Raw genomic sequence first — 21,979 nt, 5'->3', positions numbered from 1 at the left:
GCTGAGTTGCGCGAAAGGATCGGTACTGTACCGACTAGACGGTAAAGTCAACATCAATTATACCGAGATAATGTCTCCGAGAGAAAATTCCAAGCAACGAATCCTGGAAGCCGCCGCGCAGCTTGCTCAAAGGCAGGGTTCTGCACACCTGTCGCTTGACGCCGTCGCTGCAGAGGCAGGCGTTTCAAAGGGCGGCCTGCTCTACAACTTTCCCAACAAACTGGCACTGCTGAAGGCGCTGGTAGAGCAGTTCGTCGAAAAATCATCCGCAGCGCTGGACAAACACCTGCACCGCCACAGTAGTCAGCCGGTTGCGCTGGAGTATTTCCGCACGGCGGTCGAGGAAATCGACCGGCGTTCACCGCTGCCTTCAGGCATTCTCGCAGCGCTTTCCGAGGATCCCGACCTCCTCGAACCGATCAAGAACTTCAACCGTGAGCTGCTGGACCGCCTGAGCGCGGACGAAGCCGGCAAGGCCGACGCATTTATCGCCTTCCTGGCACTGGAAGGCCTGCGCGCTCAGCGCATGTTTGGCGTCGACGCTCTTTCCTCCGAGGAACGGGAGCTCGTTCTGGAACGGCTGAAGTCCATGCTCGGCGGCAGCTAAACGAACCTTCATCCTCCAAAAGAAGTACTCCGAAAGGCTTGCTCATCAATATTGATGAACAAGACGATGTCGGCGGATGCTGATGTCCTTCGTCCTCTGGCTGTGGATGCCCGAGAGGAGTGAAGGTCATGAAAGTCACCCAGCATCTTTGGTTCGAGAAGGACATGGACGCAGCCCTGCGCTTCTATACGTCGCTCGTTCCCGGTTCTTCGATCTGCTGGACTTCGTCGCTGCAGGCAGAAAGTCCGAGCGGACCGCCCGGAAGCGTGAAGGTCGCGGGCTACACCATCGGCGACCAGAACTACATGGCGATCGAGGCGGGACCGCTTGACCCATTCAACCACAGCTTCTCGATCATGTTGGAATGCGACACCCAGGAGGAGATTGACCGTCTGTGGGGCGCCTTGAGCGAGGACGGTACGATCGAGCAATGCGGATGGGTGAGGGACCGCTGGGGACTTTGCTGGCAAATCGTGCCGCGCAGGCTGGGCGAACTCATGATGGACCCAGATCCGCTCCGCGTGAAGCGCACTTCGGAAGCCATGCTGAAAATGGTGAAGTTCGACATCGCTGCGCTGGAGGCAGCCGCTGACGGTCGCCTCTAACGCTGCGTGGCCTGCAGGGCGACCGTTGGCGCTGTCCGCTCCCGCCACCAGATATAGATGCCGCTTGCAATCAGCAGCGCGGTCCCGAGCACCATGCTGGGCCGCAGGGCGTCGCCGAACCAGAATACGCTATAGAGTGCCGCAATCATCACCTGCGCGTAGAGGTAGGGCGACAGCATCGAGGCTGGCACGTAGGAAAGTGCCTTCACCATGCAGAAATGCCCGGCCGCGCCCGTCAGCCCGACGACAAGCAGAAGCGGCATGGCGTCAACAGGCGGCAGCGCTCCATCGTAGAGGACGATTCCCGTGAAGATGACCAGGCCTACGGCCGTGGTGTTGAACTGCGTCGCCGCAGCCTCTTCAGGACCCGCCAACCGTCGCGTAAGCAGCATGTAGGTCGCGTTGCTGAAGGCCGCTCCCAGCATCAGCAGGTGGTAGAAATTTGTTTCGCCCGATCCCGGCTGAATGATGAGATAGACACCAATGAAGCCCGCGATCACGGCGGCAACCCGGTGCACCCCGATCCGTTCGTTCAGGAAGATGACGGAGAGCACTGTGACGATGATCGGCGAGCCGTAGAGGATCGCGGTCACGTCACCGACAGGGATATGGGCCAGTGAGATGTACACGAGCCCGTTGCTTGTTGCCTGCGCTAATCCGCGCGCAATCTGCAGGAACGGATGCCTTGTCCGCAGAAATCGCATTCCCGAAGAGGCCGTCAGATAGCTGGTCATGGCGGCTGTCTGCACGACATATCGCCCCCACAGTACCTGGACCGCTGCCATCGTCAGCATCAGGTTCTTGCTGAGGCTGTCCAGCGTGGCGAAGAGGAAGCAGGTCACCATGACGAGGGCGATGCCCGTCGTGAGTGCGCCAAGTGGACGGACCTGTATCATGGTCGTGCAAGCCTGCTGCTAAGGTGTAAGTCCTCCGGTCTCCCGGCCCAATCGCCTATTAGCAGTGTCCTCGCCGCCGAGGAAGCGAGGATATTCCAAGTTGGTTTATGTGAAACCCAGCCGTTATCCTGATTGTTGGCTATTCCGCCCGCTTGATCCCGAGCGTACGCTCACGCCACCAGATGTACATGCCACTCGCAACCAGCAGCGCCGTTCCAGCCAGCATGGTGGGCCGCAGGGTATCGCCAAACCAGAACACGCTGAAGAGGGCGGCGAAGATCACCTGCGCGTAGAGATAAGGCGACAGCACCGAAGCTGAGGCGTAGGCGAATGCCTTCACCATGCAAAAGTGCCCGATGGCCGCAAGAATGCCCATCACCAGAAACAGGGGAGCCCATTCGATCGGCGGAAGTCCGTCGCCAAGGAAAAGAATGATGCTGAAGACCACCATGCCTACGGCCGTGGTGTTGAACTGGGTGGCAGAGCTTTCCTCAGGGCCTGCAAGCCGACGCGTCATCATGATGAAAAGCGCATTCGTGAAGGCCGCAGCCAGCGTCAGCAGGTGATAGATGCTCGTCTCGCTCGAACCGGGCAATACGATGAGGTAGACGCCGACAAAGCCGACCATGACGGCGCCAATGCGATGCTTGCCGATCTTTTCCTTGAGGAAGATCACCGATAGCACCGTCACGATGATTGGCGAACAGAAGACGATCGCTGTGATGTCACCGATCGGTACGTGCGGCAGGGACATGTAGACAAAGCCCGTGGTTCCCACCTGGAACACCCCGCGCAGCAGTTGCAGCCCCGGGTGCTTGGTGCGCAGGAACTTGGTTCCTCCTGTTGTGGCCAGGTAAGCCGTCATGACGGCGGACTGGCAGAGGAACCGCCCCCAGATCACCTGCACCACCGTCAGTGTGAGCATCAGCTGCTTGCTGATCGAATCCTGGGTAACGAAAAGGAGGCAGGCGAGGACAACAAGTACAATGCCAGTGGTAAGTCCACCAAGGGGGCGGCGCGCAAGGAGCATCTTCGGTAACACTTTAATGATGCGGCGAGGACCGACTTATCCGGTCGCGGGGCATTCTGGAGGAATCTGCAAGCAGCTTATCTCGCGCAAGTTCACTTTGGACGCAAGGGTCTTGGAAGCCGCAACGGCCAGGGTCATAAGAAAGGTCGTCTTGCGTGGCTTTTATGTTCGATCCCTGTCACGCCTCCCGGCATCAGCGAAGAGAGCCACGTCGATGGGGCCTGCGTGCACCGCGCGCCCGCGACGGATCAGGATCTATTTGCCCTAAACGTCAGGATATCACGCGCAAACATGCCGGGTTCTGGTTGGAAGCTGACGCTCGCGTATGGCACGGTAGCGGGCTCGGATATCACGCTTTCAGGTTGTATACGCTTCTGCATGGGGTATTCGAACTGCCGCTGGAGGATGCACTGCATCGCGCTACCCGAGACCCCGTGTGTTTGCTCAATCTGCGATATGAAAGATGCTATTTGCGACCTGGCACCGATGCTGCCCCATTTGCCCGCAGGAAAACATTCTGGTTCAATGGGTTAAGGGTGTAACCCAAACGGTGTAGATGGCCCCGAATACGAAGCTTCCGATATTTCCTACCGCCCCGGATGGGGTGTACTGGAGTAGGGTTTTCAACAATTTTCCTAATTAAGTACAATCCACAATTGAACTTCTCGTCCTAATCATTATTGTACGCGCCGGGGATAGGGGAAGTTACATATGGACGATTATTTTGGTGGGCGCGTGAAGCTGCGCGTTCGCGGGTTCACAAGGTCATTGCCTATGTCGTTGCTGGCCGCTCGTGACGCGGTCATGGGGCGGTTCCGGTCAACTCTCAGGCTATTTAATGTCACCGAACAGCAGTGGCGCGTACTAAGGACTTTGAGCACTGTTGAATCGCTTGAAGTGCTGGAGCTCGCCGACGCTACGGGTCTGCTTGCACCGTCTTTGTCGCGCATAGTCAGCGACCTGGAAGAGCGGGATCTGATCTCGCGCCGACAGGTACCGCATGACCTTCGGCGTGCTGAGGTGTCGATCACCCGCCGCGGTCAGGAACTCATCGAGGCTATGGAGCCTCATGCGGACGCGATCTACGCCGAGATTCTCAGTGCCTTCGGCAAGGACAAGATGGACCAGCTCCTGGGCCTCCTGCGCGAGCTGACCAACGAGCTGAACAGGCTGCCGCCCGTGGTGCACGAGCAGCAGGAACTGTCGATCGAGCATCTGCGACTGAGCGGTAGCCCGCAGCGCGGTCGGCCACGGGGCTCTGTGACCCGCTAGAGCAATTCCAGGAGAAGTGGGAACCGGTTTCCCGTCCGGACTTGCGTTGAAACAAATGCTTGGATCATCTCAGCGTTTCTGTGCAACACTGAGACGATCTAGAAAAGCTGGGTGGTCAAGGTGTTGCAGCCGGGTTGAACCCCGCGGCTGCACGCTCGTGCACGCAAAGTGTTCAAGCAGAAAGTTTAGCACTTCGGCGTCGGGCCCCGCTGGCGCGTTCAATGCGCTCGCACCTCTCGCTCCTCGGGCAATTCCAGGAAAGTGGGAACCGGTTTTGCGTCCGGAACTGCGAGAGATAATGAATTCGGATCAGTTTTGCGTTTCAACGAAAGGCTGAAATGATCCGGACCAGCCGCTTTGCTGGTAACGGCAGCGGCGGCTCGCGCATCAATCGCTGGACTTCATCGCTCCCACCGGACTATCTACCTGTGGCACCAAATTCTGTTGCATAGGAGAGGCCATGAAGACCCGCGCAGCTGTAGCGTTCCAGGCTGGCAAGCCACTTGAAATCGTAGACGTTGATCTGGAAGGTCCGCGCGAGGGTGAAGTCCTTGTTGAAATCAAGGCCACCGGCATCTGCCACACCGACGAGTTCACCTTGTCCGGCGCCGACCCGGAAGGCATTTTCCCCGCCATCCTCGGCCACGAAGGTGCAGGCATCGTCGTTGATGTTGGCCCGGGCGTAACCAGCGTCCGCAAGGGCGACCACGTCATTCCGCTCTACACGCCGGAGTGCCGCCAGTGCCCGTCCTGCCTGTCGCGCAAGACCAACCTCTGCACCGCGATCCGCGCAACGCAGGGGCAAGGCGTCATGCCCGACGGCACGTCGCGTTTCTCCATCAATGGTGAGAAGATCCACCACTACATGGGCTGCTCGACCTTCTCGAACTTCACCGTTCTGCCGGAGATTGCCGTCGCCAAGGTCAATCCCGACGCACCGTTCGACAAGATCTGCTACATCGGCTGCGGTGTTACCACTGGCGTCGGCGCTGTGTTCAACACGGCCCGCGTCGAGATGGGCTCCACGGCGATTGTATTTGGTCTCGGCGGCATCGGCCTCAATGTGATCCAGGGCCTGCGTCTTGCCGGCGCCGACATGATCATCGGCGTTGACCTCAACAACTCCAAGAAGGAGTGGGGCGAGCGCTTCGGCATGACCCACTTCGTCAACCCGAAGGAAGTAGGCGGTGATCTGGTCCCGTATCTGGTCGATCTGACCAAGCGCGGCGCGGACACCATCGGCGGCGCGGACTACACCTTCGACTGCACGGGCAACGTCACCGTCATGCGCCAGGCTCTTGAGTCTGCCCATCGCGGCTGGGGCCAGTCGGTCGTCATCGGTGTTGCGGGCGCGGGGCAGGAGATCTCCACCCGTCCGTTCCAGCTGGTAACGGGACGCGTCTGGAAGGGCTCGGCCTTCGGTGGCGCACGCGGCCGCACGGATGTGCCGCGAATCGTCGACTGGTACATGGATGGCAAGATCGAGATCGACCCGATGATCACGCACACGCTGTCGCTGGACGAGATCAACAAGGGCTTTGACCTGATGCACGCTGGCGAAAGCATCCGCAGCGTCGTCGTTTACTGATCGGGCTATGGCCATGAAGACAGTTTCAACCTGGAAATCGCACGGCGGAGTGCAGGGTGTTTACACCCACGCCTCCGACGTTTGCGGTTGCGACATGACCTTCGCGGTCTTCGTTCCGCCGCAGGCGGCCGAAGGCCCGCTGCCGGTGCTCTGGTATCTCTCGGGCCTTACCTGCACCCATGCCAATGTCATGGAAAAGGGTGAGTACCGCAGGCTTGCCGCGGAGCTCGGGATCATCATCGTCTGTCCGGACACAAGCCCGCGCGGCGAGAACGTGCCGGACGACAAGGACGACTGGCAGTTCGGTTCGGGCGCAGGCTTCTACGTCGATGCGACGGTGGAGCCCTATGCCCGCAACTACCGCATGTACACCTACATCACGGAAGAGCTACCGGCACTCATCGCCCGGGAGTTTCCGGCCGACATGGAGCGTCAGAGCATCTTCGGCCACTCCATGGGTGGACATGGCGCGCTCACCATCGCGCTGAAGCACCCGGACCGCTATCGCAGCTGCTCGGCCTTCGCCCCGATTGTCGAACCCACGACGGCGGGTTGGTCCAGCAAGGCTTTCGAGCGATATCTGGGAAGCGATCAGGATAGCTGGCGCAAGTATGACGCCTGTGCACTCGTGAAGGATGGTGCTCGGTTCAGCGAGTTCCTGATCGATCAGGGTGCTGCCGACAGCTTCCTGGATGAAGGTCTGCGGCCGTGGCTCTTCGAGGAATGCTGCCGTGAGGCTGGTATTTCTCTCACGCTCAACATGCGTGAGGGCTATGACCACTCCTACTACTTCATCTCGACGTTCATGAACGATCATTTGCGCTGGCATCACCAGCGCCTGACCGCCTGACGAGAAAAGACAGCCCGGGACGGTCTACCGCTCCGGGCTGTTTCATTTCTTAGGCATTCCGGCCGAGATAGCCTTCCATCAGCGCCGGGTCCACGGCCAGTTCTGCAGCCGGTCCTGACTTGCGTACTTCGCCCAGCTCAACCAGATAGCCTTCGTCGGCGATCTCCAGCGCCGCCCTCGCGTTCTGTTCGACCAGCAGAATGGATACCCCGGTATTCCGCAGCTCCGCCACGATGTTCAGAATGTCGATCACGATCTTGGGCGCAAGGCCAAGGCTCGGCTCGTCAAGCAGCAGCAGGCGCGGCTTGCTCATGAGCGCGCGCGCAAGCGCCAGCATCTGCCGTTCGCCGCCTGAGAGCGTGCCGGCAAGCTGTTTGCGTCGCTCAGCGAGACGTGGAAAGCGCTGGTAAACGTCCGCCTGTATCTCGGCCCGTTCGCTTGGGCTGCGCAAGAACCCGCCGAGCATGATGTTGTCCTCTACACTCATGGAGGAGAACAACTCACGCTTTTCCGGCACCAGACAGAGCCCCGCCGCCACCCGCGCTTCGATAGAGCGAGGGACTGGCGCACCATCATACTCGATGCTGCCGCGCGACGGGATCAGCCCCATGATCGCGTTGAGCATCGTCGTCTTGCCAGCGCCATTGGCGCCGATCACGGCGACGATGCTGCCGGGCTTCATCGCCAGCGAAATGCCGTGGAGCACCTCGGCCTTGCCATAGGAAACATGCAGGTTTTCTACCCGCAGCAGGCGGTCGCTCATGCGGTCCCCCCAAGGTAAGCAGCGATGACGGCCGGGTTCTCACGCACTTCCTGCGGCTTGCCGTCGGCGATGCGGGTGCCGAAATCCAGCACCACGAGATGATCGACCAGCCCCATCACGAAGCTCATGTCGTGCTCGACCAGGAGGATGCTCATGCCTTCGCCGCGCAGTTTTTTGAGCAGGGCAGCCAGCTCCTGCTTCTCGCCATAGCGCAGGCCAGCTGCAGGCTCATCGAGCAGCAGCACGACCGGGTCGAGCGCCAGCGCACGGGCAATCTCCAGAATGCGCACCTGGCCAAGGGCGAGATCGCCGGCCGGCCGGTCCTTGAACTCTGCAAGGCCAACGCGCTCCAGCTGGCGCATCGCTTCGGCCATGAGCGCCGCTTCCTCGGTGCGTTCCAGTCGCAGGATGCTTTGCAGCACGCCGCCGGTGCCGCGCTGATGCGCGCCAAGCGCGACATTTTCAAGAACGCTCATACCCGGCAGGATCTTGGGATGCTGGAACGTCCGCGCCACGCCCTGCCTCGCGATGTCGCGCGGTGAACGGCCCGTAAGCGGCTTCCCCTCGAACAGGATCTGACCGCCTGACAGCGAATTCATACCGGTGATGAGGTCGAAGGTCGTGCTCTTGCCAGCACCATTGGGGCCAATGAGGCCGACGATCTGGCCTGCCTTCACCTCGAAGGAAACGTCGTTCACCGCGACCAGTCCGCCGAAGGTCTTGCGTGCCTTTTCCACCCGGATGAGCGGTGTGCCGGGGGAGGGGGCTTCGCGCTTCCCCAGCGCCGGAGCGTCGCCCCGGATCCTGTGGCTGCTCTTGCTTGGGAAGAACCGGAGCACAACGGGCCAAAGGCCATCACGTGCGAATTGCAGGATTACCACGAGGAGGGCGCCGAAGACGATCATCTCGAAATTGGCGGTGGTGCCGATCAGGTCCGGCAACAGGCGCTGCAGCAGCTCCTTCAGCACCAGCACAAGGCTCGCGCCGAAGATCGCACCCCATACGTAACCCGCGCCGCCGATCACCGCCATCAGCAGATATTCAATGCCCATGCTGATGCTGAATGGCGTCGGGTTGATGGCGCGCTGCATGTGCGCATAGAGCCAGCCGGCGAGCGCTGCCGTCACACCGGCTAACACGAAGACCGTGAGCTTGGCGCGCGCAACATTGACGCCGAAAGCTTCCGGAGCCTGTCCGCCGCCGCGCAGCGCGCGGATCGCCCGTCCGACACGTGAGTCGAGAAGGTTCTGCGCAGCAAGGGCGGTCAGGATCACGAAGGTCCAGATGACATAGTAGATCGAACTGCCGCTCATGAAGCGGTAATCGCCGATCGAAAGCGGCGGAATGCCCGCAATACCGTCATGCCGCCCGAGCAGGTCGATCTGGCCGAAGAGATAGTAGAGCGCGATGCCCCAGGCGAGCGTGCCGAGCGGCAGGAAATGGCCGGAAAGTCGCACGGTGATGAGCCCAAGCGGCAACGCAATCAGTGCGCCTACGGCAAGCGACAGCGGCAGCGTCATCCACGGCGAAAAGCCATAGGCCGTGGTGAGGACGGCCGTCGTATAGGCGCCGAAGCCACAGAACGCGGCCTGTCCGAATGAGGTGAGGCCGCCGACGCCGGTGAGCAGCACGAGGCCGATCGCCACCAGCGAGGCGATGCCGATGTTGTTCAGCAGCGTGATCCAGAAGGGTGGCACCGGCAGCTGCGGCAGCACCGCGAGCAGGACCAAGACCACCAGCGCGGGGATGAAACGTCGGGATGAAGACATTCTATTCATCCTCATGCACGGACACGGTGATGGAGAGCCAGATGAGCACCGGAATGATCAGGCTGAAGACGATGATCTCCTTGAAGGCGCTGGCATAGAACGAGGTGAACGACTCGACGATGCCGACGCCAATGGCGGCAATTGCCGTGATCGGGAAGCTTGCCAGCCCACCGATGATGGCGGCCACGAAGCCTTTGAGCCCGATGATGAAGCCGGTGTCGTAGTAGATTGTGGTGATTGGCCCGATCAGAATGCCGGAAATGGCACCCACCGTCGCAGCGAGCACGAAGGCTGTAACGCCGGTGAGCTGCGTGCGCACCCCCACCAGCCGGGCTCCGAGTCGGTTGACGGCCGTCGCCCTCAGCGCCTTGCCAAGCAGCGTCTTTTCAAAGAACAGGTAGAGGCCGACGATGATGGCAATGGTCGAGCCGTAGATCCACAGGCTCTGCGCCGATATGGGCAGGAAGCCGAGGGAGAACGAGCCCGTGGAAAGTGGCCTTGCCCGCAGGCCCTCTGCGCCGAAGAACACGAGGCCGAGACCCATCATCGCAAGGTGCACGCCCACCGAAACGATCAGCAGCACCAGCACGGAAGCATCCGCCAGCGGCTTGTAGGCGATACGATAGATATAAAGGCCCATCGGCGCGATGATCACGATCGTGAGCAGCGCTTTCACGAAGGGGCCTGCCTGCATCGGAGCCAGCACCAGTGCCAGAGTGTAGATCACTCCCGGCAGCACGAGGTTCAGGCCCACGTTGCGCAGGAGCACAGGCGCATTGAGCCGCGCACGATTGTCCCAAAGGTCGAGCAGGAAGGCGAGGACGCCGAACACCAGCAGCAGTGTTGCCGTTGCCGGAAATTTCCCGCTGTCCAGCAAGGAGAGCGTCATGGCCCCATAGGCGACGAACTCGCCTTGCGGAATGAAGATCACCCGCGTGACTGAGAATACGAGCACAAGCGCCAGGCCCAGGAGCGCGTAGATCGCACCGCTGGTCAGGCCGTCCTGTATCAGGAAGGCGGCAATGGTGAAGTCCAAGTCTTCGCTCCCCTTGAGCATCCATCGAAGGCTTTGAACAAATCAGACGACCTGCCGGGTTGCCCGGCAGGTCGATAGAGCGAAGCTGCTAGTCGATCAGCTTGAACTTGCCGTCTTCCACCGTCAGCAGAACCACGGCGCGCTCATCAAGCCCGAGGTGATCGTCCGGCTTGTATTCGAAGACGCCCTGGCTTGCCGGGAAAGGTCCACCGTTCTCGATGGCATCGCGAAGCGCCGCGCGGAACTCCTGCGTGCCAGGCTTGGCCTTTTCGAGGGCCAGCGGAATGGCCTTCTTCAGGATAGCCATGGCGTCATGGATGTGCGCGCCGAACTGGGTGCGGGTGCCTTCGCCGAACTTGGCCTCATACGCCTGCACGTAGGCGAGACCTTCTTCCTTGGTGTCGTTACCGTCGGGCAGGTTTTCGGGCACCATCACCGGACCGGAAGCGAAGACCGTGTTGTTGGCAGCTTCGCCCGCGATACGGATGAAGTCGAACGTCACCGCGCCATGGGTCTGATAGATCGTTCCGGTGTAGCCACGTTCGCGCAGGGTGGCCTGCGGCAGTGCCGCACCAGTACCGGAGGCGCCGACCAGAATAGCGTCTGGCTTTGCGGCAACCAGCTTCAGCGCCTGTCCCGAGACCGACGTATCAGGGCGGGCATAACGCTCTTCGGCGATCATCTCGAGGCCGTATTCGGCGCCGATCGCCTTGAACTGGTTGACCCAGAGATCGCCATAGGAGTCCGAGAACCCGATATAGCCGAAGGTCTTCACGCCATCATCCTGCATCTTCTTGAACAGGGTCTTGGCGATCAGGCCTGCGTCCTGCGGCAGGATAAAGGTCCACTTGCCGCTGGAAACGTTTGGCGGCACCGGCGAGGCTGCCAGATGCGGAATCTCGGTCTCTGCAGCAACGCCTGCAACAGCGATGGAGCCCGGCGTCAGCGCCGATCCGATCATCACGTCCACTTTGTCGTCATTGGCAAAGCGGCGTGCATTCGTCGTGGCGATGGACGGGTCACCGGCGTCATCCAGAACGATGACGTTGAGCTTCTCACCGGCAATCTCGGTGGGCCAGAGCTCGACCGAGTTCTTGAGCGGAATACCAAGAGCTGCACCTGATCCGGTCGAGGATACGGTAACGCCGATGGTGACATCCGCGTATGCCTGTGTGGCAAGCCCTGATACGGACAGGGTCGCAGCCATTGCTATACTTACAAGTAAACGATGCTTCATTTCAGTTTCTCCTCCCTGAAAACTAATGATGCTAGCTTCATCCAAGCACATCAACTGGCCAGAATGACATTTCCTCCTGTGCTGTACAATTCTTCCACAAGCGCCTCCCGTTGTGTCAGAACTGCTCGCTGGTTCAGTGAACCTTTATCGGTCACTTCACCTTTGTCAAACCGTGGTGGCTCGACCATGATCATGATGCGCATGATCCGGTTTGATGACGCATTCGCCTGCCGCTGGTGCGCCGCCAGTTTATCCGCCAGCACCTTGCGTACTGCGGGATGCGCGTAAACCTGTTCGTCCGGAATCCCCTTGTCTTCGGCCGGCAGCAGTTCCCGAAGTTCCGGCAGGAAGGGCAGGACCAGAGCGCCAAGCTCCTCCCGGTTTTCCCCAGTTATCACAGCGTCGCGGATAAGTCCGCCGAACTGGTCCACGAGCTGTGCGCGCAACTGACCGACGGCAATCCATGTGCCGGTCTGCAGCTTGAAGTTCTCGGCGGTTCGCCCGGCAAAGTAGAAACCCTTGGTTGGGTCACCCGGAACCGCAAAGCGCACGGCATCGCCCAGCTTGTAGAAACCTTCCTCATCGAAGGCCTTTTCCGTCAGCTCGGGATTGCGCCAGTAGCCCGGCGTGATGTTCGGGCCCTTGAGCCTGATCTCGTACTTGTCCCCATAGGGCACAAGCTTCACGGTTACGCCGACGGCCGGAATGCCGACATTGCCAGGATGATCCTGCGGGTCGGTGCAGTAGAGCGAGAAGGGCGTAGTCTCCGTCGCGCCAAGCCCTGTTCCAAGCGGGATGCAGTAACCGAGCGACTCGATCGACAGTTGCGTGAGCGCGTCCCAGGTATGCTGGGCGAGACCCGCTCCCGCATACATCAGCATCTTGAGATCCTTGAAGAAATTGTCGCGCAGCGCTGGGTCTTCCCGCATCGCGTGGACCAGCATGTCGAAGCCGGCCGGTACATTGAAATACCAGGTCGGCGACACTTCCCTCAGGTTGCGGATCGTTTCCCCGATGAGTGCCGGCGTGGGCTTACCACCGTCGATATAGTAGGTGCCGCCGTTGTAGATGGTGAGGTTGAAGACCTTCGTCCCGGAAGCGACGTGGTTCCACGGCGCCCAGTCCACCAGCACGGGCGGCTCTTCGCGCATGAAGGCGTAGCAGTCAGCCACCATCTCCATATTGGAACACATCATGCGCTGCGTCTGGATCACTGCCTTGGGCGAGCCGGTGGTGCCCGACGTGAACAGGAACTTGGCAATCGTGTCGGGCCCGACTTCATTGTAGGCGTCATCGACTTCCACCGTCGGCTTCTTGTCCAGAAGCTGGTTGAAGTGATAGGACGGCCCCGGGCGATCCTCGGGTGGATTGCGCAGGTAAACGATTGGAATATTCGCGCCGAAGGCCGTCTCCACCGCCTTCTGGAAGCGCGCTCCGTCGTCGACGAAGACGAGACCCGGCGTCAGCTGGCGGCCAATTTCGGCAAGCTTCTGGAAGTCTGTGGAAAGCGTCGCATAGGCGGGTGAAATCGCGGCGGAGGGGATGCCTACATGCTGGGCGCCAAGCGCGAGCAGCCCGTGTTCGATGGAGTTTTCGCCTATGATTGCGACAGGCCTGTCGGTCGACAACCTGAAGTCGAGCAGGGTCTGGCTGATGCGGCGTACCTGGTCGAGCGCGCAGCCGTAGGAGATGCGCCGCCAGCCGCCTTCTTCATTCCGCTGCGCCATCCAGATACGGCCAGGATGATTTGTGGCCCAGTAGATAAGCCGCTCATTCAGCTTGTCTGGATATTGGCGAATCTCATCCTTGCGCCAGACAAGCACAGTGCCGTCCGGCTTCGTTTCCCATTCGAGAACCGGCGACCAAAGCTTCACCTTATGGGTCACGCTTTCGACCATATTTCCTCCCCAGCCTGCACCTAAGAAACCTCCTCGTCTCAGAGATGCGTTGGTTTTTGTTTACAAGGAAACATTATCTCTGTAAATCACCAACTGACTTATTGGCAAAAACAATCCGCAGGGTGACCACATGGCAGCGATCGCGAATGCGAGCTACGTCACATATGAGCTCCGGGGATCCGTCGCTCATATAGGCCTCAATCGGCCGGAAAAGCGAAACGCGATCAGCGATGCGTTCGTTGAAACCATCGCGGAAGTGGTGGCGCGCGCCGAAGGCGAAGCCAAGGCTGCCGTCATCTACGGCCATGGGAATCACTTCTGCGCTGGTCTGGATCTTGCTGAGCATGTGCAGAAGTCAGCCATCGAAGGTGTTCGCGGTTCGCGGCGCTGGCACGAGGTCTTCGCCAAGATCGAGCACGGCATGATTCCCTACATCTCCGCCTTGCATGGGGCGGTCGTCGGCGGCGGGCTCGAGCTTGCAGCCTCCACGCACATCCGTGTGGCCGACCGCAGCGCCTTCTTTGCGCTTCCCGAAGGCCAGCGCGGCATCTTCGTCGGCGGTGGCGGATCGGTGCGGGTTGCCAGGCTAACGGGTACGGCGCGCATGATGGATATGATGCTGACGGGTAGGGTGCTCTCGGCGGAAGAGGGCGAGCGCTGTAACCTCGCGCAGTATCTGGTCGACACCGGATCAGCCCGCGACAAGGCGCATGAACTCGCGGAGGCGGCAGCCAGCAACGCAGAAATTTCCAACTACGCCATCATCCATGCCCTTCCTCGCATCCAGGATATGGCGAAAGACGACGGATTGTTCGTCGAATCGTTCATCTCGTCGATTACCGCGACCAGCCCGGAAGCCGAGGAACGCCTGCGCGCCTTTCTTGAAAAGCGCGTCGCGCGCCTCAAGGCTCCTGGGAGCGAATAGGTATCTGAAATGGACGTACCCCATAGTAGCTCAAATGCGATCAACCTTGGCCGGCTAGCCACGGACATCGGTTTCCTGCTGCGCCTTGCCCAGGTGAAAGTCTATGAACGCTACTTTCGGGAGTACGGCGATCGCCACATAAAGCCCGGCGAGTTTTCTGTGCTGTGGGCCATCGCGCACAATCCTGGGGTCCGCCAGAACGTCCTCTGTCAGGAACTCATCATAAAGCGGTCGCATATGACCAAGCTCGTCCGGTCCCTTGAGGACCGGGCCCTCGTCTCGCGCCGTGTTCCGGACGAGGACCGCCGCGGTGTCGAGCTCACGATCACCGACAAGGGCCAAACCCTCGTTGATGAGATTGCTCCGTGGTTTTTTGCCTTCGAGGACTGCCTTGGCGAAAAAATGAACGCCACCGAGCGCGAAAAGCTGAAAGCCCAGCTCCTCAAGTTCATCGCCAGCGAAACCGAGGACTGAGCCTCTTCCAGTTTAGCACGCTTCTGTGACGAACTGACAGGTGTGCAGCTCCCGTCGCTTTGATAAGGAAGGGCATGCGAGCGTTCTGGATTCTCATCGGCTGTGTCAGCGTTGCCTGTGGTGTGGCGGGCATCGTATTGCCGCTTGTGCCCACGACGCCGTTCATGTTGCTGGCCGCCTTTGCCTTCGCCCGCAGCTCACCGCGCCTTTACAACAAGCTGCTCGCGCACCCGCAGTTCGGTCCCATCATCAGGAACTGGCGACGTGACGGCAGCATCGACAGGCGGAGCAAGATTCTTGCACTCATAGTCATGGCTGCATGTATATGCATTTCGCTCTACATGCGCGTGCCGTCGTATCTGATGCTGATCCAGGTCCTGGTACTCGGCGCAGTCGCGATGTTTATCCTGACGAGACCAACAGCTCCGCGGTCGTAGCTCTGCTCTGGAGCTCGTAGTAGATCCACAATCAACTATAAAGTATATAATATGCAACATAACTGATTCTAATATGTTGCTTGAAAAGCAGAAATCTTTTTTCTGCAGATGCTGAAAAGATTTCAATATCGACTGTTCCGCCATTTGTTAAACTCGTCGCGTGGGTTGCGTCGAGTGTGCTCACACGAATCTCACAACATAAATTTTAGATATAATTTTCATCTTAACGAGGTTGATTGATGCCGGAAAGTATTCGTGGAACGTGGAGCGATGCCATCCGATGGAATGTGAGAATCTCGGGCGATGGTACCCATCTTTTGGGCGCTGGTAAGCCGGGACTTCTTGTAAAATTGATGGGCAAGGATGGCGTAAGTCTTTGTGAGGGTACAATCCCTGCTCATGCTGAATTCACCTTCCCTCTGAAATCAGCTCAGACAAATGGGGAGACCCTCCACTTTACCGTCGAACCACCTGAAGGCCAGAGCTTCTACTCACACGACATCACTGCTCCTGACTTCACACCTCCACCACCGGTACAGAATTTGAGCATTGATGGTGACTGGATCATTGGTGATGGTGCCGAGCCGGGTCAGTCGGTGAGGGCGATAATGGGAAAGAAAATTGTTGCTGATGCTATCGCGGATGAAAAGGGTGGTTTCGCACTCGCCCTCCCGAGCGAATTCGAGCCCGCTAAGATTACGGTGCATGCATATGATGCCATGAACAATCGCTCCGACGCGGCTTCTTTGGATGTAACGCCGCCGGACCTCACCGGGATCCACGTCTCTCCTGATGGCTGGTCTGTCTACGGCGCCACAGAACCGCGCGCTACGGTCACTGCATGCCGGAGAGCGGACTGCGCGGAGGATGAGGTACTAGGCTCCGCGGAGGCTGATGAACAGGGCCGCGTGTTCTTTGAAATGGATGAGCAGCTCCGCAATGGAGAGACTGTCTATCTCGAGGCAACGGACATGGCATGCAATGTCAGCGAAGATAAGCGGATGGCCCACGACAGCCAGGCGCCGTTATTCCATGGCGAGCCAGAGTATTATCCTGAAGATAACACGGTGCGCGGAAAGGCAGAAGCCGGGGTTTTCGTAGAGGTGTTCGTGGCGAGGGATCTCGTCGGCATTAACACGGCAGATGATGACGGCAACTTTCGCGTAGAGATCAGCGAAAAACTGACACAAGCCCAGCAGTTGACGGTCGTCATTTTCGATACATCTGAAAATCCTTCGAAAAAGTATCTGTCAGTGAGGCTGGACGAGACAGCTGATGCCGGCGAGACCGGCGTGAATGATGTTGCGACCGATGACACTAAGAATGCTGCTGGCGATGTAGACCAAGCTCCTTTGACGAATGTTCCTGTTAATGAACCCGCGGCAACTGAAGAAGCTGGGGACGGAAAGAACGAGGTAGAAGGTCGCGTGGTTAACGATGCGACTGATGCTTCGGCAGAAGGCGGCACGAATACTGCTGGCGATGTCGATGCAGTGCTAGCGGGTAACATCATCGAACACATCCTTCCAACCGGCAATGCGCCTTCTGTTGACCCTGTTCCTGAGGAAGCAACGAAGGAAGTTCCGGCCGATAACCTCGGGACAGGCAAGGAAGCTACGGATGGGCAGGATACGCCGATAGTAGCTGAGAGCGTAATTGCGGCAGACGGCGAAACGAATGCTGCTGAAGCAGTCGAAGAAGCTACCCCAGTTACCGTCGCTCCCATTCTTCCAACGGACGGCACCCCTTCTTCTAATTCCGCGTCTTCGGAAGAAGTGGCGGAGGAGACGTCGGGTAATGAGCCCGTTGTAGGCAAGGAAGCTGCGGATAGGCAGGATACGCCGACAGTAGCAGAGAGCATTAACGCGGCAGACGGCGAAACGAATGCTTATGAAGCAGTCAAAGAAGCTACCCCAGATGCCACCGCTAGGATTCTTCCAACGGACGACACCCCTTCTTCTGACGCCACGCCTTCGGAAGTAGTGGCGGAGGAGACGCCAGGTAATGAGCCCGGTGCAGGCAAGGAAGCTACGGATGGGCAGGATACGCCGGCAGCTGCGGAGAGCGTAATTGCGGCAGACGGCGAAACGAATGCTGCTGAAGCAGTCAAAGAAGCTACCCCAGACACCACCGCTAGGATTCTTCCAACGGACGACACCCCTTCTTCTGACGCCACGCCTTCGGAAGTAGTGGCGGAGGAGACGTCAGGTAATGAGCCCGTTGCAGGCGAGGAAGCTACGGATAGGCAGGATACGCCGACAGTAGCAGAGAGCGATCACGCGGCAGACGTCAGGGCAGAGGATGGTGCTTCTGTCGAGTATCACGATATTGTTGTTGAAGCCGTCCCGATTGCTACCTTCACAGCAATGGCTACAGAACCGTCTTTCAAGCCGGAGGTATTAGCCACGTACAATCCGTATTCTTCTGAGGAAATAAAGCTGTCGGATGACTTCCTGCAGGGCGGGGTGGAAACCGTTGTAGATGAGGGTGCCGAGACGCCTGTGCTGGATGAGTCTGCTGGGGAGACGGAGGCGTTTGTGAATTTCACGTCGGGCATCTTGGACGCTTTCAGCCCCGATGATCTCATGCCCGCACTCGAAGACATTCCCCCATTCCTCCACTAAGTTCATCCGGCCGGGGGAGAAGTCTCCCGGCCGCCTCCTTCAGTTCTTGAGCACGATGCACGAGCCGCCGCTGCTGCGGATGCTCTGGCAGGTCTGGTCTGCTTCCTTGCGTGTATTGGCGCCAATCCGCACCGCGTAGATCGGCCGGCGACGGCCTGCCCGCATCTGGCTGACGACCGGCTCGGCTGATTGCAGCGCGCGGACTCTCCGTTTTGCCCTTTCCCACATGCGGATCGCCACGTCTCGCCTGAAGTGGCCCGCCACCTGGATGCCCCATGGCTTTGTATGGATGCGCGCCATGGGCGCGATGCTGGCCGCCATCACCGGCAACAGAACACAAGCCTCCTGAAACGGCTTTTCCGGATGGAGCGGAGGCACTTCGTCGCTCACGCCGCTTCCGATGAAGTTGTCTGCCGGGCGCCCTAGTATGTGCAGCACGTAGTTTTCAGTTTCGAGCGGCAGAAAACCGCCAGTGTTGATCCAGCGCTGAACCCGCGCCTCGCCGGCGTTATACGCAGCCGCCGCAAGCCCGAGGTTGCCGAACTTTTTCTTCAACTCGGCCAGATAGTTGGCGGACGCAGCAAGTGCCTGCTCCATATCGAAGGCGTCGGCAAGCCCACGCAGTTTCGCGGTGCCGGGCATGAACTGCGCAATGCCCTCCGCGCCTTTGGGGCTCACCGCATTGGGATCGAACAGGCTTTCCTTCCAGATCAGCCGTGCAAGGAAGTCGGGCGGCAGTCCGTTGCTGGTGCTCGCCTGATGGATCAGGCTGCAGACGCGACTTACGTGCTCACCCTTGGTCGTTTCGGCTTTGGCCGCCACCAGGCCGAGGCCGATGGCCAGACAGCTGCCAAGACATAGCGCTTTCATTGTTGCGATCGACAATGCGTGCATCGGGCATCCATCTTATCCGGTCTGGAAGGATGGATTGCCTGGTGCGTTGATGTCAAATGACAATGATCACGCGTAGCGGGAAAGCGCCAGGTCTTCTGTCTCGATTGCCGGTTTGACGCCGCTGATCATGTCAGCGAGAACGCGGCCAGAACCGCAGGCCATCGTCCAGCCAAGCGTTCCGTGACCAGTGTTCAGGTAGAGGTTCCCGTAGCGGGTTGGTCCGACGATCGGCGTCGAGTCCGGCGTCATGGGCCGCAATCCGGTCCAGAATTTAGCTTCGGGCAGATCGCCCGCGCCGGTGAAGAGATCGTCGACGGAAAATTCCAGCGTGTCCCGGCGGCTCTGCGGAAGGTCGAAATTGAAGCCTGCGATTTCCGCCATACCGCCGACACGGATGCGGTCGCCTAGCCGTGTGATGGCGATCTTGTAGGTCTCGTCCATGACGGTGGAAACCGGGGCGCGGGCCTCATCCTTGATGGGCGCGGTGATGGAGTAGCCCTTTACCGGTGCGACGGGGATGCGCAGGCCGAGGCTTTTCAGCATCTTCGGTGTGTAGCTGCCGAGTGCGGCGACGAACATGTCAGCCTCAAACTCGCCCGCCGAGGTGAGGACCGACCGCACCTTGGAGCTTTCGAGGGTAAGTCCCTTGATCTCCATGCCAGCGTGGAAGGTCACGCCCAGCCCCTTTGCGAGCTCGGCAAGCGCGTTGGTGAACTTGAAGCAATCGCCGGTCTCGTCGTGAGGAAGCCGCAATCCGCCGACGATCTTGTCGCGCGAACCAGACAGCCCCGGTTCGACTGCAACGCAGCCGTCCCTGTCCAGGAGTTCAAAGGGCACGCCGTCCGCCCTGAGGACCTCTATGTCCTTGGCGACACCATCGACCTGCTTGGTGTTGCGGAAGACCTGCAGCGTGCCGCGCGTACGGTGGTCATATGCAATGCAAGTCTCATCACGAAGATCGCGCAGGCAGTCGCGGCTGTATTCGGCAAGCCGGACCATACGCCCCTTGTTCACGGCGTAACGGTCCGGGGTGCAGTTGGCGAGCAGGGCCAGCAGCCAGGGCGTCGCCGCAATCGCCGCGCCAGGCTGAATGATGAGTGGAGAACGCTTCATCAGCAGCCACTTGACTACCTTCTTCGGAACATCAGGCGCTGCCCAGGGCGAGGAATATCCGGGTGAGATCTGGCCCGCATTGGCGAAGCTCGTCTCCAACGCCGGCCCCTGCTGGCGTTCGAGAACGGTGACCTGATGGCCCGCTTTCGCGAGGTAGTAGGCTGTAGTGGTTCCGATAACTCCGGCGCCGAGTACGATGACCTTCATGATAGCCTTGGCTCTAGCTGAAGACTGGCAATTGCTGCATACCCTAGAGATAGTGCAGAGGCTTCGAAATTTCCCACCAATGAGCCGCACATGATGCTATAATCCCGCGTTACATAGTCAATCCTGCGAAAATAAGGCGGAATCTTTCGTGAGATCATTGGACGGTGTCGACCGCCACATCCTGCGCGTACTCAAACGCAATGCACGCATTACAAACGCGGAGCTCGCCGCCGAGGTGGGCCTCTCCCCCTCGGCCTGCCTCCGACGCGTCGGCATGCTCGAGCGCGACGGGGTCATCCGTGGCTACACGGCACTTGTGAACGATCCCGCAGAGAACAAGAGCATTGCCGTCATCATCCAGATTACGCTGGAACGGCAGACGGAGGAGTATTTCAGCCGTTTTGAAGCTGCGGTCCGCAAGCATAGCGAGATCCGCGAGTGCTATCTGATGACGGGAGGAGCCGACTATCTCCTGCGTGTAAACGTGGCGAACGCGGCGGATTTTGAGGCGATTCACAGGGAGCTTGCGCTTCTCCCCGGTGTCTCACGCGTGCAATCGAACTTTTCGATCCGGAATGTTCTGTCGCGGTCGAACTGACCTACTGCGGCCAGAGCGCGAGCACACCCATGGCGATCAGTCCCGCAATGATCGGTAGCCATCCGGACGAGGTGAGCTTTAGCGCGACGAAGCGGGGGCCCAGCATCGGCAGTTCGTAACTGATGATGCGGTGGACAGCAAAGACGGACCACGAAGCAAGCAGCGCAATCATCTGCGCCTGTCCTGCGCCCGACCGCCATACGACCAGCGCGAGAGGAAAGGTGAGGATTGGCCCGCCGGGGATCACCGCCCCGAATGCCACGGCGGCGAGAATACCGATAAACCCGCTTTCCGGTCCCACATAGGGCACCACCGCGTCAGGCGGCACCAGCATCGAGATGAAGGCGGCCGACAGGATCGCGAGCGGCAGGCGGACGCCGAACACGACGAGCTGCGAACGCGCCCGCCGGAATACCTTCGGCAGTTCCTGCGGCTGGCGCGCGATCGTGATAGCCAGAAGGATCACGAAATGCTACCGACGAGGTCAATGTCGCTTCTCCCAATCCATGCGAAGCGCCCGGACGTTGTCGGAAAGCTTGTTGGCCACGACCCCCGCAATGATCGGGATCGGGATGCTGCAGACGAAACGGAGCGTGCCGAACTCAGCGCCCATAAACGGGATTTCCCAGACCAGCAGCCGGTGCACGCCGACCGCCGACCATGCGGTGAGAAAAGCGATCAGCGAGCCGACGCTGGCGCCTGCTCCGCCCAGGGCAACGATGATCGGAAATGCCACAAACGGGCCGCCCGGCATGATCGATCCGATGACGCTCGAAAGTACGATCGCTCTGAACCCCGCCTGTCGTCCGAGATGGCGGGCAACGATCTCGTTTGGCACCAGCGATGTCAGAAGAGCGCCGATGGTAACGCCGAGAGCAATGAGCGGGATGATGAAGAGGGAGTCGCCAGCTGCAGTCCGTAGGGCTGAGAGAACGCCGGGGAGGCCGTAAAACCAGAAAACGAAAAGACCACTGATGAGGCAGATCGCGGCCAGGAAGTTGAAGCCGCCGTCGATGAGTTTGAAATCCGTTTTCCTATTCGACATCTGACGCCTGCAACCCGGACGGAGAAGCCGTTCCATTGAAGGGTCGTCTTAGCGTCATGTATCAGCGCCTCCCGTCACCAAACTCGGAGGCTGGTCTATTCTCAAAGCTTA

21 protein-coding genes are annotated in these 21,979 nt (G+C 59.6%); 10 read left to right on the top strand and 11 right to left on the bottom strand.

Going from position 1 to position 21,979, the window contains the following annotated elements:
• The first annotated feature begins 70 nt into the window (after nt 1–70).
• Nucleotides 71–607, top strand: coding sequence for a TetR/AcrR family transcriptional regulator (locus IEX27_RS08630; RefSeq protein ID WP_188720635.1), 537 nt, complete (start codon nt 71–73; stop codon nt 605–607).
• 128 nt (nt 608–735) lie between these two features.
• Entirely contained in the window at nt 736–1,212 is a 477-nt protein-coding gene (locus IEX27_RS08625) for a VOC family protein (RefSeq protein WP_188720634.1), read from the top strand.
• On the opposite strand, the gene IEX27_RS08620 is transcribed toward IEX27_RS08625, so the two are convergent.
• The gene (locus IEX27_RS08620; RefSeq protein ID WP_188720633.1) at nt 1,209–2,108 is read right to left on the bottom strand and encodes a DMT family transporter; all 900 of its coding nucleotides are present in this window, start codon (nt 2,106–2,108) and stop codon (nt 1,209–1,211) included. The two genes, IEX27_RS08625 and IEX27_RS08620, sit on opposite strands and share 4 nt — an antisense overlap.
• A 139-nt stretch (nt 2,109–2,247) precedes the next feature.
• Nucleotides 2,248–3,138, bottom strand: a complete 891-nt coding sequence (locus IEX27_RS08615) for a DMT family transporter (RefSeq protein ID WP_188720632.1) — start codon at nt 3,136–3,138, stop codon at nt 2,248–2,250.
• A 711-nt stretch (nt 3,139–3,849) separates the two neighbouring features.
• Between IEX27_RS08615 and hpaR the strand changes: the two genes are divergently transcribed.
• The 3 genes from hpaR (at nt 3,850) to fghA (ending at nt 6,848) form a co-directional block, all read left to right on the top strand.
• Nucleotides 3,850–4,410 (top strand): homoprotocatechuate degradation operon regulator HpaR, encoded by a 561-nt coding sequence (gene hpaR / locus IEX27_RS08610; RefSeq protein ID WP_188720631.1) that lies wholly within the window; start codon nt 3,850–3,852, stop codon nt 4,408–4,410.
• A 460-nt stretch (nt 4,411–4,870) separates the two neighbouring features.
• Complete coding sequence (locus IEX27_RS08605) at nt 4,871–5,998, top strand: S-(hydroxymethyl)glutathione dehydrogenase/class III alcohol dehydrogenase (RefSeq protein WP_188720630.1); 1,128 nt, start codon at nt 4,871–4,873, stop codon at nt 5,996–5,998.
• A gap of 13 nt (nt 5,999–6,011) precedes the next feature.
• Nucleotides 6,012–6,848 (top strand): S-formylglutathione hydrolase, encoded by an 837-nt coding sequence (gene fghA, locus IEX27_RS08600; RefSeq protein WP_188720629.1) that lies wholly within the window; start codon nt 6,012–6,014, stop codon nt 6,846–6,848.
• A gap of 49 nt (nt 6,849–6,897) precedes the next feature.
• On the opposite strand, the gene IEX27_RS08595 is transcribed toward fghA, so the two are convergent.
• The 5 genes from IEX27_RS08595 to IEX27_RS08575 all read right to left on the bottom strand — a co-directional run bounded on the left by IEX27_RS08595 (nt 6,898) and on the right by IEX27_RS08575 (nt 13,551).
• Entirely contained in the window at nt 6,898–7,611 is a 714-nt protein-coding gene (locus IEX27_RS08595) for an ABC transporter ATP-binding protein (protein ID WP_188720628.1), read from the bottom strand.
• Nucleotides 7,608–9,380 (bottom strand): branched-chain amino acid ABC transporter ATP-binding protein/permease, encoded by a 1,773-nt coding sequence (locus IEX27_RS08590; RefSeq protein WP_210315515.1) that lies wholly within the window; start codon nt 9,378–9,380, stop codon nt 7,608–7,610. Before IEX27_RS08590 ends, IEX27_RS08595 begins: the two co-directional genes overlap by 4 nt.
• Nucleotide 9,381: 1 nt before the next feature.
• Nucleotides 9,382–10,416 carry a branched-chain amino acid ABC transporter permease gene (locus IEX27_RS08585; protein WP_188720626.1) on the bottom strand — a complete coding sequence of 345 codons (1,035 nt, stop codon included), beginning with the start codon at nt 10,414–10,416 and terminating at the stop codon, nt 9,382–9,384.
• An 88-nt stretch (nt 10,417–10,504) separates the two neighbouring features.
• Complete coding sequence (locus IEX27_RS08580) at nt 10,505–11,653, bottom strand: ABC transporter substrate-binding protein (RefSeq protein ID WP_188720625.1); 1,149 nt, start codon at nt 11,651–11,653, stop codon at nt 10,505–10,507.
• Between the two features lie 50 nt (nt 11,654–11,703).
• A complete protein-coding gene (locus IEX27_RS08575) occupies nt 11,704–13,551 on the bottom strand; it encodes a feruloyl-CoA synthase (protein ID WP_188720624.1) in 1,848 nt (615 codons plus the stop codon).
• 130 nt (nt 13,552–13,681) lie between these two features.
• Here IEX27_RS08575 and IEX27_RS08570 point away from each other — a divergent pair, with 130 nt between their 5' ends.
• The 4 genes from IEX27_RS08570 to IEX27_RS08555 all read left to right on the top strand — a co-directional run bounded on the left by IEX27_RS08570 (nt 13,682) and on the right by IEX27_RS08555 (nt 18,011).
• Nucleotides 13,682–14,476 carry a crotonase/enoyl-CoA hydratase family protein gene (locus IEX27_RS08570; protein ID WP_188720623.1) on the top strand — a complete coding sequence of 265 codons (795 nt, stop codon included), beginning with the start codon at nt 13,682–13,684 and terminating at the stop codon, nt 14,474–14,476.
• Between the two features lie 9 nt (nt 14,477–14,485).
• On the top strand, nt 14,486–14,950 hold the full coding sequence (locus tag IEX27_RS08565) for a MarR family winged helix-turn-helix transcriptional regulator (RefSeq protein WP_188720622.1): 465 nt from the start codon (nt 14,486–14,488) through the stop codon (nt 14,948–14,950).
• Nucleotides 14,951–15,024: 74 nt separating this feature from the next.
• Entirely contained in the window at nt 15,025–15,387 is a 363-nt protein-coding gene (locus tag IEX27_RS08560; RefSeq protein WP_188720621.1) for a YbaN family protein, read from the top strand.
• Between the two features lie 239 nt (nt 15,388–15,626).
• A complete protein-coding gene (locus IEX27_RS08555; RefSeq protein ID WP_188720620.1) occupies nt 15,627–18,011 on the top strand; it encodes an Ig-like domain-containing protein in 2,385 nt (794 codons plus the stop codon).
• Nucleotides 18,012–18,050: 39 nt separating this feature from the next.
• Here IEX27_RS08555 and IEX27_RS08550 read toward each other — a convergent pair whose 3' ends face one another.
• The gene (locus IEX27_RS08550; protein WP_244630293.1) at nt 18,051–18,905 is read right to left on the bottom strand and encodes a lytic transglycosylase domain-containing protein; all 855 of its coding nucleotides are present in this window, start codon (nt 18,903–18,905) and stop codon (nt 18,051–18,053) included.
• Nucleotides 18,906–18,971: 66 nt separating this feature from the next.
• The gene (locus tag IEX27_RS08545) at nt 18,972–20,225 is read right to left on the bottom strand and encodes a D-amino acid dehydrogenase (RefSeq protein ID WP_188720619.1); all 1,254 of its coding nucleotides are present in this window, start codon (nt 20,223–20,225) and stop codon (nt 18,972–18,974) included.
• A 148-nt stretch (nt 20,226–20,373) separates the two neighbouring features.
• Between IEX27_RS08545 and IEX27_RS08540 the strand changes: the two genes are divergently transcribed.
• A complete protein-coding gene (locus tag IEX27_RS08540) occupies nt 20,374–20,823 on the top strand; it encodes an Lrp/AsnC family transcriptional regulator (protein ID WP_188720618.1) in 450 nt (149 codons plus the stop codon).
• A 1-nt stretch (nt 20,824) separates the two neighbouring features.
• Here the strand turns inward: IEX27_RS08540 and IEX27_RS08535 are convergent, their stop codons facing one another.
• Both IEX27_RS08535 and IEX27_RS08530 read right to left on the bottom strand, forming a co-directional pair.
• Complete coding sequence (locus IEX27_RS08535) at nt 20,825–21,289, bottom strand: hypothetical protein (protein ID WP_188720617.1); 465 nt, start codon at nt 21,287–21,289, stop codon at nt 20,825–20,827.
• Between the two features lie 18 nt (nt 21,290–21,307).
• On the bottom strand, nt 21,308–21,868 hold the full coding sequence (locus tag IEX27_RS08530) for a permease (protein WP_188720616.1): 561 nt from the start codon (nt 21,866–21,868) through the stop codon (nt 21,308–21,310).
• Between the last annotated feature and the right edge of the window lie 111 nt (nt 21,869–21,979).

Source organism: Nitratireductor aestuarii, assembly GCF_014641695.1.
In the GTDB taxonomy this organism is placed as follows: Bacteria; Pseudomonadota; Alphaproteobacteria; order Rhizobiales; family Rhizobiaceae; genus Chelativorans; species Chelativorans aestuarii.
Note: the sequence above shows the minus strand (reverse complement) of the source record. Positions and strands in the feature narration are given on the sequence as shown.